Here is a 13,846-nt window from a genome sequence, read left to right as displayed (position 1 = left end):
ATGCGCTATGCTAGGATATCGTTAATTAGGATGGAGGTGGTGTGGATGAGCCTTTCCTTTACAGAGGCTTTACACCTTAACGCGCTGGATGAATTGAAACGCATACCGAAAAGCGATTTGCATAGTCATGCCGGGCGCGGCGGCAACATTTCCTACATTGAAGCCTGGTCCGGTGCTAAAATCGAGCCCCCCGGCCGGCCTTTCGACTCTCTCCTGGATATGCAAGCCTGGTTCGAGTCCAACATCAAAATCCATTGCCGCGGCCTCCAAGGATACTTAAAACGGATCGAAGCTTCCTTCGCACAGGCGCAGGCCGACCGAATCGAGGTATTGGCACTTAGTTTCGGCCTGGATGAAATCTCCGCCTTGGGCGGGATGAAGACGTTTATGGGGATCATAGAAGAATTGCACAGATGTTTGATTCCCGGCACGTCGTTTTTCCCTGAGCTGTCATTAGGCAGGGAAAGCCGGATCGAAGATATTTTAAAAGAGATTGATGAGGTATTGGCATATCGTTGGTTTGCTTCCATCGACATTTGCAATGATGAATTCGCCCAGCCGATCCGCCATTTCAAGCCGGTCTACCGGATTGCCAAGGTAGCGGGGCTAAGGCTTAGAGCGCATGTCGGGGAGTTCGGCTCACCGGACGATGTTCGAGAAGCTGTGGAGGAGTTGGAACTGGATGAGGTTCACCACGGCATTGCGGCGGCACGATCCGTCTCCGTAATGAAATGGCTGGCTGATCATCACATCCGGTTAAATGTCTGTCCAACGAGCAACATCCTGCTATGGGTAGCGGACAGCTACGCGAGACATCCCCTGCGCAAACTTTACGATTACGGGGTTCCCGTTACCATAAACACGGATGATCTGTTGATCTTCAACCAAAGCGTCTCACAAGAATACCTGAACTTGTATCAATCTGGGCTCATGACCGCGGAGGAACTCGATTTCATCAGGGTGACCGGGTTAAGTTATGTCGGATCACTACATAAACATCATTAAGATCAACACAACTGCAAGAACACCAACGGCATACATCACGCCTAGACGTAGCCAATTCCGGCCAGTTTGTTGGGTGTAACGCGGATTTTCTTCCCGGTTGCTTTGCGATTGCCCGATTCTTATCGTCGCGATCAAAGCAAACGCCAAAATCAAAATGATGACTAGGATTAACCCTGCCATACAATCACCTTCCTAAAGAAGTCGTTGTCCCTATTATAATCAGCCTGGGCCAATCGCGCACTATAGCATCTTCTTTCTTCGCTCTTAATATATTGGAATCAGGAAGGCGAAGGGGGATGGATCATGGAATTAAACCAGGCTCAAGTCCAGCGCGCGTTGTTCTTGGCGGCGGTTTGCGGCCAGACCTACGCGCAATTCACGAATTCGGACGGTACGTTTGTCCTCCCGCCGCCTTATTCACTGTATGAGACCCTCGAAGCGAAATCCCTGATCGGCCAGTGGGAACGCTTCGGGTTTATATGGCATTCGGCGGACGAGATCGTGATCGCCTTCCGGGGCACTAGCTCAACGTCCAACTGGATTGCCGATGCCATCGCCACGCAGCAGAAGTTCAAATGGGCCAAGGATGCCGGCGCCACGCACCGGGGATTCACCGGCATTTATGCATCGGCCCGCCGCCAAATTCACTCGGCGCTGCGCCGGCTACCGGAGGATAAGACGCTATATCTAACGGGCCATAGCCTCGGAGCCGCCCTGGCAACGTTGTGTGCCATGGACATCGCCGCTAACACGCCTCGCGTGCCCATCCTGTTTACGTTCGGATCTCCTCGTGTCGGGGATCCGGATTTTGTTAACGCATTTACCCAGTACGTCCCAAACAGTTATCGGATTCACAATGAATTCGACGCCGTGACGCATATCCCCCCTACGATTTTCAAGCTGCCAAAACTAGATAAAACCTACTATTACCGCCATGTCTCCGTTTCCTACCCGCTGTATTTCGCCGACACCTCGTTATCCTCCAATCATGTCATCGACAGCTATTTCGCAGAGTTGGCTAAGCTTGATTCGGCATACGCCGATTATTTATCCTCCTTGAGCCCTTCGTTTTGCCCGAATCTGGGCTAACATCGTTGAGAACCGAAAAACCGCTAGCCGTCAATGCACGGCTAGCGGTTTTCTCTAAGAGAAATTATTGGCTCAGATGAATGCGGAACACGTCTCCGGGTTGCCCTCCAAATACGATTTTCCCTCCAGCCGGCAGTTTGAAGGCAGGCGTCTGACTAATGATCGACGAGTGAACCAGCAACCCTTGTTCGTCATATACGATGATGCCGCCGCTTCCTTCCGTTTTCACGGTCATCGTCCGCTCTGCCAAGGACGGCTGTATGTTAAACCATCTTGCCTGGCCGCTTGGTAGAATGGTGATCTTCGATTGCGCTCCGCCGTAGAGGTTAGGAATTCCATCCTCACGGATAAAGGTTTGACCATTTACATCCAAAATCTCCGCGCCACTCAACTCCGAGAATTTGAAATCAAAAGCGTCCCGGCTGTTCATATTCGGAATTTCCATAATGTTCACCGCCTGATTGGCATCCACGATTTTAGCGCCGTTGGCATAACCATGCTCAAGGTCAACATTTATCGTTTTATTGAGTATGGCCGTGGACATGTAGAACAGGGAGTTGATTTTTTCATCCAGCGCGTAGTACGTTTTGCCGTTTCTGGTCTCCCACGTCTCTTTCACTTTTTGACTCAGCGGCTGGGTTTCCAGCTTCTGATATTCGTAGGATACCATATGCATTTGGCTAAGCCCCGGGAAGTTCAAATATGCATCCAGCTTCAAATAGGTCTTGCCGTTGGTCTCCTTCACAAAGCTAACGTTGGCCGTGCCATCGCTGCTCGTAAACCGGCCGTTGCCCGTATATACATACGTTTGTGCCGGAATTAAACCGCCCATTTGGGCTGCCAATTCCATTTGCCCTTGTTGAATGACAACCTTCATTGTTTCGCCGACCATTCCGTATAATCCGGAATAAGCTTGCAGCTCCTTAGGCATTTCCATCTTAACGGGAGCCTCGAAGGTCGGAGTCGGTTGAATCTCGTCAATCAGGCCTTTTTCGTCCAAATACTCCAGCAATACCCCGGCGGCGAAGGCACTGTTATAGAACGAGCTTCCTCCCGAAGAAAGCACGGCGATCGAGATATGCTGCTCCGGCAAGACGATCATTCCGGCGTGATACACGATCGTATCGCCGCCTTTCGATAAAGCGGTGATGCCGTATTCTCCAAACGGAGCCAGCTCTACAGCATCCCAGCCCAATCCGTAGTTAAAAATATTCGTTTCTTCCTCCACCCAAATTCCGTTGCGATATTCGTGGGCTTGCATCGATTTCGACGCAGCCTTGGAAAGCAACTCCGGCCGGTCTCCCATCAGGACTTCGGCAAATTTCGTTAATTCTTCAGCAGTAGAATAGATGCCGCCCGCACCAAGCACATTGGCATTTTCCACAGGTAAAACATGATCTATTCCTGGAAAATAAGTTTTGGCCAGCTTCTCTCGGTCAAACGTATCGAGTGGCGTTTTGGTGCTTCCGAGTCCCAAAGGCTTGCTAAAATGTTGATCCAGGTAATCTGAATAGCTGACACCACTTACGCGTTCCACCAGAATCTCCAGTAGCGTAAAGCCATCATTGCAATAGACGGAATACGCGCCGGGGTCAGATTTCAGGTGATCGGACCGCAGCTTGCTCAGCAATTCGTCATGGTTTTGCGTGTCGTTATCATCAAATAACATGCTGTTCTCGTAGTGGGAACCATACAAACCCGATGAATGGTTTAACAACATCCGCGGCGTAATTTGGCGATACCTTTTGTCCGCCATTTGAAAGTCCTTGACATACATCGTGAGCGGTTGATCCAAGTCCACGAGCTTCGCATCGACCAATTGCATGGTCGCTGCGGCGACAACCATTTTGCTGACCGAGCCTATTCCGTACATCGTCTCCCGGGTGACGGGCGCACCCGTTTCCTGATTAGATGCTCCGGCGCCGTCAGATAACGTGATCGCTCCATGATCCCTAATGGCGTATTGCAGGCTGGTTACGCCATAATCCGAGATGACGGTTTGAGCCAGCGTTTGCGCTTTATCCTTTACCGGGTTAGCACTTGCCTGAACGTTTCCTTGACCCGCCGGCATGATGAGCACCAGCAACAACGTAAGGAAACCAATCATCCATTTGTTCATTTCCGATTCCTCCCTGTATCTTTATCTATTGGATACAGGTCTTATCGTACATGAAGGAAGAAGCGGATGAAGGCCACTCGTTCTGAAACGCAAATATCAATCCCCGAACGGCAGGACCACCATATTATTAAAGGACTTACTGCCCGTCTCGATGGTCATGTTGCCTCCGTATTTATCGCATATTCTGGAGATATTGGTGAGGCCGATCCCGTGAAACTCTCGATTTGGCTTCTGGCTTTGTAAACGAATCACCTCATGCTCCGTTTGGTTCTTAATCTGAATGGACAGAGCAGACTCGTCCGAGCGGATGCGAATCAGGATATAGCGATCTTCTGCGATCTTGACTTTCTTGGAAGCTTCCAAAGCGTTATCCAGCATATTGCCGAGCACGACGCAAAGGTCGTAACGATCGATGTTCAGATCCTGCGAGTAGAGACTCAGCTGTGTGTCGATTCGAATCCCATTCGCCTCGCCGATATTCAGTGCGTTTGTGACAAGGGCATCGATTACAAGATGGCCCGTATTCACTCGATGATAAGCGTCTTCGACTTTATTTAGCGTGACTCTTATATGTTCTAATGCCGCAGCCGGGTCCCCCCGCTTGATGCACTCCTCAACATACAGAAATTGCTGGTTCGTATCGTGGATGATGCGTTTGATGGATTTGAAGCTATGCACCGTTTTTTCATAGTTCGCGTCTTGGTAGTCCATCTGTCGCTGCAATTGAAAATTCTCCTGTTGGAATTGAAACTTCTCCATCATCGTGTCGAACATATAGATCACCAACACATTGAGTAACAACAGTCCGATGACCCAAATAAAGAAATGCAGGTTTTTTTCGCTAAACGCAGCCAACCTATTTACCTGATAAATGCTGAACACGGGGACGAACAGAAATAGAAGGTAGTATGAAGGCTTTAACGGATACGTTCGACGTTTGGCCATGAGTCGGATCAGCTGAACTACAACAAACATAAACGTGCAGGAGAGCAACAGAGTTTTGGCGGACGCCGAAAAGCTCGAAGGTTCAAAATTCCGAAATTCGTCCGAATTGAGGGTGTAGAAAACAAACAAAGAGAGCGAATTGACGATGGACATCAACACCGCGTACAAGACCGTATACATCAACTTGTTTTTGAGTTCAACCTGGTAGGAGTCCGCTAAACTGTAAATCAGCAATAAGGCTACACCGGAGGCGGCGCCCCACCCCATGTCGACAGTCAAATAGACCGTGCTCACCAATACGAATACGATAAAATGCACGATCCGATGCGGTTTACGAGCCGACCGCCCAAACACCGAGTCAAAATATAGGAGAAGCTGGTAACCTAGCACGAATACGATGCTGATCAGAATCGGAAGATGAAATGGAATCATAAGTTGTCCTTCATTACCTTGAATTTCGTATAGAAATCTTTCACTTCTTTGATTTTCGATCGTCCGATCGGCATTTCCAATCCGTTTGACATCTGTACGACACTCCCAGCAAATTTGTTCACATGGTTCATATTAATGATGATTGAGCGATGAATCTGCAAGAACTGACTGTCTTTTAGAGACTCCGCATACTTCGAGATCAGTCCTTTACTTTCAACAACTTGAGATACGGTTATGAACTTCAACTTGTTCTTCACTGTTAGGCTCTTGGCGGATTCAATCGCGATAATTTCATCATGCTTGAGCACCACATCTTCATAGCCGGATTGAACGATCAAGAACTTCTTCTCCTGCGCTTGAAAATAACGGCACAACCGAATGACCTTCTCCTCCAGTACCGACGGCGCGACAGGCTTGATCAAGTATTGAAAAATAAACACATCAAAGCTCTCCACCATATATTCGGGATAACTCGTCAAAAAGATGATTTGCTCATCCAGATGCTGAAGCTCCCTGATTCTCCGGGCTACGGAAATCCCGTTTATCCCGCTCATCTCCACATCCAATATGAGAATATGGAACGGCGATTTCTCCTGTTCATAATGGGACACTAACTGTTCGCCGGAGGGGAACAATTCGATTTCAAATTCGATATTGGCTTTAAACGATAAAGCCAGCAATATCTGCCGCAGTTGGTCTCGTTGCTGCTCATCATCATCGCAAACCGCTACTCGAAACATCCTGCCTCACCTCCGTTGCTTTCTTCTCATTGTTCCATTATAACGCAACGCAGGGTTTCCCTCCTCTTGCTCGCTTCTTTGCACGATTATCCCCTTCACTCAGGGAGCAGAGTAGAGTTGAGGGTTGGGGCAGAGTTGGGCTTGAGCTGGGTGGAGATCGAGGTGGAGATCATAGAACGGACGTTAATCATGCGCCATGATTCACTTACTAGCATCTGATCCAACGGGATAATCGTGCAAAGAGCGAACAAGTACGCGTATTGAGCTAACGGATGCGCGCTACACCGCTATTTCCGAGCATACTAACTAATATAGCGAGCAGTTATTGGGAACTATTCATGTTCTGATTCTGTAATCGAATCAGTACTTTGCCAAAACGTCCGCCCTCCTGAATGACTACTTTGCCGGACGGATATGCTTGATCCAAATAGTCAGCAATGATATTCCGATTCCGCTCATCTACTGGCAGACGGTGATGGCCAAGCCAAGACATCGTTTCCTGCATTGCCGTTTCTCTGGTGACCTCCTTTGTTTTCTTTTCCCATGTGATTAGCGATTCATAAGCATAACCTTTAAGATACAACAAATGCAGCAAGTATCCCATTTCCGTAGGTTTCGTATGAAAAGGCTGACCCGTGAGGAGAGGCCAAACTTCGTTCACAAGGCTATGCTCTGCAGGAATTATCGGCATACTGATATAACAGAACTTCCGAGCGCACTGGAGAACCTTCTCTACGCTCTGCCAATCATGAATGACCGGACACATCGAGACAAAGACGAGATCAAAGGCTTGGTTCCAGCCCTTGGCCTGAACATCTATATCTTCAAACTTTTCGGGAACAATCTTCACCTGATCCTCGGCGAGGTTCGAGATGTTCTTTTCGAGTAATTCTATCAGTGGAGGAGAAGTTTCTACGGCGGTTACTTGAGCTCCATGCTCCGCAAAAGGTACTGAGAATACGCCCGATGCAGCGCCAACATCCAAAATGGTGCTGGTATCAAATTGAACTCCTTGTCCTTTCAGCCAGTTCATGATTCGTTGGGTTCGTTTTCTTCCCTCATCGCTAAAAGATTGTTCGTTGAAAGTCTTGGCCTTATGGTCAAAGGATCTAGCAGGATCGATCCCGGCTCTTCTCATCATGTTTACGATGGTATCGGAATCGTCTTTCCATGCTTTTTCCCAAACGGATGCATTGTAAAAATCGTTCATGATCCTCCCTCGCTCTTTCCTTTTAGTTTATGGACTCCCCTATTTCTGCTTCCTGTTCTAGTCCCGGCGACTTCCCTTTACGAAGAAGGAGACCAAGTACAAACGCAACAAGGGCGATGACGCCGCCGAAAACAAACGCATTGTTGATGCCCGCTGCGAGCCCGTTGGCAATTTCCGCCGGAGCCTGCGGATCGCTCACCCCGCTCAAATAATGCTTTTGTCCGCCCGACATAATACTGATGTACAGAGCAGTGCCGATTGCGCCGGACACCTGCTGCAGCGTATTCAAGATCGCTGTCCCGTGCGGGTGCAGATGGTTTGGCAGTTGGTTGAGCCCCGCCGTCTGTGCGGGCATCATGACAAGCGCGGAACCAATCATCAGTGCGACGTGAACGGCGACGAGGAACCCCGTGCTCGTCGTTTCATCGAATCGGGTAAATTGCCATAATGAGATGGCAACAAGGGCCAGGCCTGGGATGATCGTTATGCGAGGTCCAAACTTATCAAACAGCTTGCCTGAAATCGGAGCCATGAGCCCATTCACAAACCCTCCAGGAAGCAGAATCAAGCCTGATTTAAATGCCGTTACCATGAGTACACCTTGCATAAATATTGGAAGCATGATCGCCGAGGAGAAAAATGTCATCATTAGCACAAGCATAAGCGCCACGATAAGCGTAAATGTCGGATACCGGAAAGCACGTAAATCCATAACAGGTTCCTTTAACAATAACTGCCTCCACACGAACAGCAATAAGGAAATAACGCCTGCAGCGATCGTCCAGACGACTGCCGGTTCCGACCAACCGTGTTCGCCGGCATTACTGAACCCATAAACGATTCCGCCGAATCCGATCGTTGATAACACGATGGATAGGAGGTCCACTCGCGGCTTGGTAACTTTCGACACATTCTTCAACACAACGGCTCCTATGATAATGGAGAGCAGCGCAAACGGTAGTACAAGGTAAAATAGCCAGCGCCATGTTAGTCCGTCAATGATTAATCCTGATATAGTTGGGCCAATTGCCGGGGCGAACATGACGACGAGCCCAAAAATGCCCATTGCACCTCCGCGCTTTTCTGGCGGATAAATGGTCATGATAACGTTCATTACAAGCGGCATCAGCATGCCGGTTCCCATTGCCTGAATGATCCGCCCGACCAGCAGCACACCGAATTCCGGCGACACCGCCGAGGTAACCGTACCGACAAGGAATAAACTCATCGCAGACAGAAATATTTGCCGGGTCGTAAACCATTGCTGCACGATTGCCGTAATCGGAACAAGCACGCCAACAACGAGCATATAGGCGGTGGAAAGCCACTGACCCGTTGCAGCAGACACACCAAACGATTTCATAAATTCAGGAAGGGCATTGCCCATTAAAGTCTCATTCAAACCGGCGACGAACATGCCGATAATCAGAGCAAACAGGATTGGGCCGCGCTTTATTTTATTTAAGTCGATCATCCTTTTTTCCCCCAAGCCTCTATATTCAGGTAACCGTGCCACACATCGAAAAGTTGTTTTTCCACAATAAATATATCCTCCATAGATCTTCAATATCCACAATTAGAATATATGAAATGCATTGCTTGAACGCCTTATCCCTGTTTCTCCCCCTCCCTCAATAACATTACAATTATAGATCTACGGTGTCCATAATAAAGGATTACATTCCTTTTTGCAATAACATTCTTTGAACTGCGCAGATTTCGATTCCACGGTCTTCGGCATAGCTGAGCCAACCTAATGCTGGCAAACAGTGTAAACATGGTTAGAAGCAACGCTTTGCAAACCACCCCAATCAAACAAAAAGCTCCTGAACCGTCACAAGGACAGGTTCAAGAGCTAGTTCATTCTTAAGGTGGTGCGGTCGAGAGGACTCGAACCTCCACGGGGGGTTAGCCCACACGGACCTGAACCGTGCGCGTCTGCCAATTCCGCCACGACCGCTTGGTGTCTAAAATCCGCGAAATCCATAACCCGTTTTTCGCGGCGACAAGATATAAAATATCATGCGCCGCGAAAAGAGTCAACCCTTTTTAGTCCACCGCGATGGAATGCAAGTCGATACGTCCACCTTGCACGCTCACAACCAGCGTGGAGGCGGCAGCCGAAGTCAACTCGGCGCTAACGCGGCGCAGATCACTGCCCGGGGAGAGCGTTATGCATGCTTTCTCCACCCCATCCTGCATGACGGTTACGAGCGCAGCCTCCTTGCAAATTAGCTCCAGCGTCGCCGTATGACCTGCATCGATGCCGCGAAAGGAGTAGGCTGCAAACTCGCCGTCTGTTAACTCCAAAGCGAGGTTCTGCCAGCCGCTGTCGAACCCAAACTTCTTCGTTTGGGGCTCGTCTACAATCGGGACGATTTTCATCCCCGTTTGGGCCCGGTACTTATAGATGTTCCCTTCCGTACGGGTTCCGCTGTAGGAGACACCTCTCCCCGGCAGTTCATCGTAATCCGTGCCGCGAACCCGGCAGCCCGGAGTACGGAACACCGCCGCCGTCACCTCCGGCCGCAGGGTGCAATTCTCTACCTTGATATTCTCCAGATAGGCATCAAGAATTTGCTGCACGCGTTCATAACTTGGCCGTGCTCCCCCTTCTGTATAAGCAAGAAACTCGTCCCAGCTCTCGGGCTTGTTCACGGTATAAGGCGATGTCGCGCGCTCCATCTTCTTCCATGGCCATAAATTGTAGCCGATTCCCAGCGACAAAGCGAGCGGATACATCGCAGCAAACCACTCCAGGTCGTTCTCCCCGGTCTCGCCCAGCCATAAGGGCAGATCCAGCACCTCGGAAAGCGCCAGGAACTCCTCATACGCCTCTTTGCCGGGCTTGCAGGCATACCGATGGAAATGAATAACCATGTTGGGGTCATAACGTTTATAAAATATGGCCGTATTCGTCGCCCAATGATGCCCCTCCACCGATAGCAGATGCCGGTTATCGATTTCCCGAATGGCGGCGATCGCTTCCTCATAAAAGGCCGCCAACCGTCGAACGAGGTAATCCTCGTGTTTTCCCTCCATCAACCCTGGTCGTACCGGCTCGTTCAGCAGGTCGTAACCACCTACGATCCAGCGATCGCAGTACCGTCGGGCGAGCTCCTTCCACAGCTCGATCCCTTTGTTCCAACTGTCTTCATCGGTGAATAAGCGAGGGAAATCATCAACCGAGTCGTCGATGTTGGCTCCGGTCTGCCCGCCGGGCGCACCGTGTAAGTCCAAGAAGGCATAAAGGCCAAATTCCTCGCACCAATCCAGGCAACGGTCGATCAGTGCAAAACCGTCCTCTTTCCAACGAATCCCCGGCTCGTCCTCCATCAGAATCCGCCAACCGAAAGGAATGCGAACCGAATTGTAGCCCTGCTCCGCCATCAGCCGAATATCCTCGCGAGTCACATAGTTTTCTCGGAAACGCTTCCAGAACTGTTCGGCATAGGAACTGCCGGCAACTTCCCGAATGACCGCTTCGATTCGCCGTGGGCGGTCAAACCGGGGGTTATGGGACAACCACATGTACCCTTCGCATAGCAGCCAATTTCCCAGCCCCCAGCCTGTGAGCAGGATCTCCTCTCCCTCGCCGTTCACGATCCTTGTTCCCTCTGCGCGGAGAAAGCCTTTCACCCGCGAGCGATCCGTTTTTTCGTGCATCGTTAGTCTCCTCCCGCTGCTTATCGGTAATCTCGATTAGATCAATGAATCGGAACCATTATAGCATCCGATTCCCTCGAGCAATCGCCGTCCCGATATTTGTGACCACGACCCGAAAAACGTGCACCTCTCCATTGTTTCGGTTATTCTGGCAACTCCCCGGGGAAGCTTGCTTCATTCGACGGGATTGTCACTCGTTCCACCAGCTTTTCCGGCTTGGCGGTCCCCTTCGAGCGGCAAGCTGTCAATTCGATGTCCTCCCCGTTCTCGATATAAAAGGCGGGACCTTCATGATTTTCGATCGCCACCTGGTTAAACCTCACGTCCTGCACATTCCCCAAGTAGAATCCTCGCCGCGCCATATCCTCAATCCCGGCCATCATTGCGGGGCGGCCGGGAATCGCGTCCTTCGCCATCGAGATTTCGATGTGATCGAAGGTAACTTCCGAAATATACCGCTCTGCTAAGCCGTATAGAAACCCAGCGGAGGCATGAACCTCACGAGCGGTGATGTCGGAGAAATGAATCCGTCGAAAATGCGGCGTCTCATCCGTGACCGGATAAGGATTTTTGTCCCACACGTATTTTTCCTTGCCGCGTGGTCCACAGAAGTAATAGAGATTCATGATAAACGGACAAATCACGTTTTCCATGACGATGTTGTTGATCCGGATGTCTTCGACGATACCGCCGCGACCGCGTCGGGACTTGAGCCGGATGCCACGGTCCGTTTGTTGGAAGACGCAATTCGAAATCGTCACGTTGCGGATATTCCCGCTCATCTCGCTCCCAATGACAACGCCGCCATGCCCATGGATCATCGTGCAATTCGTAATCGTAATGTTCTCGCAGGAAACCCGCTCCGCCGTCTCCTCGGTACCTGCCTTAATGGCGATGCAATCGTCTCCGACATCGATATGGCAATTACTGATTCGCACGTTCGAGCAGGATTCGGGATTAATCCCATCCGTATTGGGCGAATCCGCCGGATTCAGAATCGATACGTTGTCGATTGTCACATCGCGGCAACGAATCGGATTTACTGTCCAACTGGGGGAATCGACCATCGATACGTCCTTGATCGTCACCCTCCTGCAGCGGTCGAAGCTAATCAGCTTTGGACGCGGATACTGAAGCTCCTCCGGGCGGTTTCGGTGCTTCTCCCACCAAGGCTGCCCGTTCCCCTGCAGGCAGCCGCTCCCCGTTACGGATACATTCTCGAGATCCTCCCCGTAAATACAGGAGGCATGAACCTCTCTTTGAACTCCTTCCCACCTGGATTTCACCATCGGATAATCGTCCGGATTGGTGCTGAAGGATAACACCGCCCCGGGACTTAGCCTAAGCTCGACATGGCTCTTCAGGATGATCGCCCCCGTCAAGAACGTCCCGACCGGCACGACCACCGTGCCGCCCCCGGCTTCGCTTGCGGCCGCGATTGCAGCGGCGATGGCCGCGGTTGCCGGAGCTCCGCTGTCCTTCACCGCACCATAATCGGCGATATTATACATGCACATCGGCTTGATTCTCCATTCGGCTGATTAACGTTTCCATTTGCGTGCAGGCCATCACGAACGCGCCGACGCCGTGCAGATCGTTTTTTACCTTAGGGCGGGCGGCGTAATGGTCATAGTCGCCGGCAGACGTGCCAATACAGATGTCCGGCACCACCAGACGGCCTAGTTCATCCCATTCCACGACCCGGGTAAGCCCTTCATACCCCCGCATTGCGGCTTGCCCTGCTTCCTCGCCGGCAATGCCCAGCTGTACTGCTTTAGCCAGAGTATAAACAAACAGACAAGAGCCCGATGTTTCCAGCCAGTTATCCGGCCGTTCGCCTTTATCGACGACCTGATACCACAGCCCGCTCTCCTTGTGTTGATAACGGATTAGCGCGTCCACGAAACCGGACAGCGCACCCGCAAGCTCCTCTCTCCCAGGCTCCTCTGCCGGGAGCAAATCGAGAAATTGAGATACGGCCAAGCCATACCAGCCAAGGGAGCGGCTCCAAAATTCCGGAGAACAGCCGGTCTCCGGATCAGCCCACGGCATCTGCCGGCTCTCGTCCCAGGCATGGTACAGCAAGCCGGATTTTTCGTCCCGCATGTATTTCCGCATCAGCTTCTCCTGTCGGAGCACCTCCGCCCGGAGCCCCGTTTCTCCGAATGCATTCGCATATTTCAGGGAAAATACACCCGCCATATACAACCCGTCTAGCCACATTTGATACGGATATTTATCCTTATGCCAATAACCGCCCTCGGACGTGCGATTTAACGTCAGCAGCTGGTTTCTCAGCTTGTCGGCCGCAATCCGGTATTTGGCTGCCCCGGTTCGTTCGTCTAACGTGAACAGGAGCAATCCGGCCTGCACGGCATCCAGCTCATCGCGGGCGAAGTACAGGTTGCCCCGTTCATCCACCAGATCATCGACATATTGTTGAATGTACCTGATGTACTTCTCTTCCTGAGCGACCTCCCACAACTGCTCCATGCCGCACAGGAAGACACCTTGATGGTAATGCCAACGATGCGCAGGAGGCAAGCTTCCCGCGTCGGCGTAGGTGTCCATCAACGAATCGCAAGCCTTCCTCGCCCATTCGAGCGGTGTGTTCGGACCATGCATCGTCATTCCCAAGCC

11 protein-coding genes and 1 tRNA gene are annotated in these 13,846 nt (G+C 50.9%); 2 read left to right on the top strand and 10 right to left on the bottom strand.

Annotation, left to right across the window (positions count from 1 at the left end; all coding sequences use genetic code 11):
* Positions 1-45 precede the first annotated feature (45 nt).
* Positions 46-1,005, top strand: a complete 960-nt coding sequence (locus tag MKZ15_RS08695) for a hypothetical protein (RefSeq protein WP_339821246.1) — start codon at positions 46-48, stop codon at positions 1,003-1,005.
* Here MKZ15_RS08695 and MKZ15_RS08690 read toward each other — a convergent pair.
* Complete coding sequence (locus MKZ15_RS08690) at positions 988-1,185, bottom strand: hypothetical protein (protein WP_339821244.1); 198 nt, start codon at positions 1,183-1,185, stop codon at positions 988-990. The two genes, MKZ15_RS08695 and MKZ15_RS08690, sit on opposite strands and share 18 nt — an antisense overlap.
* A gap of 123 nt (positions 1,186-1,308) precedes the next feature.
* Between MKZ15_RS08690 and MKZ15_RS08685 the strand changes: the two genes are divergently transcribed.
* The gene (locus MKZ15_RS08685; RefSeq protein WP_339821242.1) at positions 1,309-2,094 is read left to right on the top strand and encodes a lipase family protein; all 786 of its coding nucleotides are present in this window, start codon (positions 1,309-1,311) and stop codon (positions 2,092-2,094) included.
* Between the two features lie 64 nt (positions 2,095-2,158).
* Here the strand turns inward: MKZ15_RS08685 and MKZ15_RS08680 are convergent, their stop codons facing one another.
* The 9 genes from MKZ15_RS08680 to MKZ15_RS08640 all read right to left on the bottom strand — a co-directional run bounded on the left by MKZ15_RS08680 (position 2,159) and on the right by MKZ15_RS08640 (position 13,837).
* Positions 2,159-4,213, bottom strand: a complete 2,055-nt coding sequence (locus tag MKZ15_RS08680) for a serine hydrolase domain-containing protein (RefSeq protein WP_339821240.1) — start codon at positions 4,211-4,213, stop codon at positions 2,159-2,161.
* 96 nt (positions 4,214-4,309) lie between these two features.
* Entirely contained in the window at positions 4,310-5,590 is a 1,281-nt protein-coding gene (locus MKZ15_RS08675; RefSeq protein ID WP_339821238.1) for an ATP-binding protein, read from the bottom strand.
* Complete coding sequence (locus MKZ15_RS08670) at positions 5,587-6,330, bottom strand: LytTR family DNA-binding domain-containing protein (protein WP_213621873.1); 744 nt, start codon at positions 6,328-6,330, stop codon at positions 5,587-5,589. Before MKZ15_RS08670 ends, MKZ15_RS08675 begins: the two co-directional genes overlap by 4 nt.
* Before the next feature lie 322 nt (positions 6,331-6,652).
* Positions 6,653-7,540 carry a class I SAM-dependent methyltransferase gene (locus MKZ15_RS08665; protein WP_339821235.1) on the bottom strand — a complete coding sequence of 296 codons (888 nt, stop codon included), beginning with the start codon at positions 7,538-7,540 and terminating at the stop codon, positions 6,653-6,655.
* A gap of 22 nt (positions 7,541-7,562) precedes the next feature.
* Positions 7,563-9,014 (bottom strand): MDR family MFS transporter, encoded by a 1,452-nt coding sequence (locus tag MKZ15_RS08660; RefSeq protein WP_339821234.1) that lies wholly within the window; start codon positions 9,012-9,014, stop codon positions 7,563-7,565.
* A gap of 398 nt (positions 9,015-9,412) precedes the next feature.
* Positions 9,413-9,500 (bottom strand) — tRNA-Leu (locus MKZ15_RS08655).
* 89 nt (positions 9,501-9,589) lie between these two features.
* Positions 9,590-11,206 (bottom strand): cellulase family glycosylhydrolase, encoded by a 1,617-nt coding sequence (locus tag MKZ15_RS08650; RefSeq protein ID WP_339821232.1) that lies wholly within the window; start codon positions 11,204-11,206, stop codon positions 9,590-9,592.
* Positions 11,207-11,349: 143 nt separating this feature from the next.
* Positions 11,350-12,723, bottom strand: coding sequence for a glycoside hydrolase family 28 protein (locus MKZ15_RS08645; protein WP_339821230.1), 1,374 nt, complete (start codon positions 12,721-12,723; stop codon positions 11,350-11,352).
* Positions 12,710-13,837 (bottom strand): glycoside hydrolase family 88 protein, encoded by a 1,128-nt coding sequence (locus MKZ15_RS08640; RefSeq protein WP_339821228.1) that lies wholly within the window; start codon positions 13,835-13,837, stop codon positions 12,710-12,712. Before MKZ15_RS08640 ends, MKZ15_RS08645 begins: the two co-directional genes overlap by 14 nt.
* Positions 13,838-13,846: the final 9 nt, after the last annotated feature.

Source organism: Paenibacillus sp. FSL R7-0216 (genome assembly GCF_037969915.1).
Lineage (GTDB): Bacteria > Bacillota > Bacilli > Paenibacillales > Paenibacillaceae > Fontibacillus > Fontibacillus rhizolycopersici.
The sequence above is the reverse complement of the archived record's forward strand: the minus strand, read 5'-3'. Positions and strand labels throughout refer to the sequence as shown.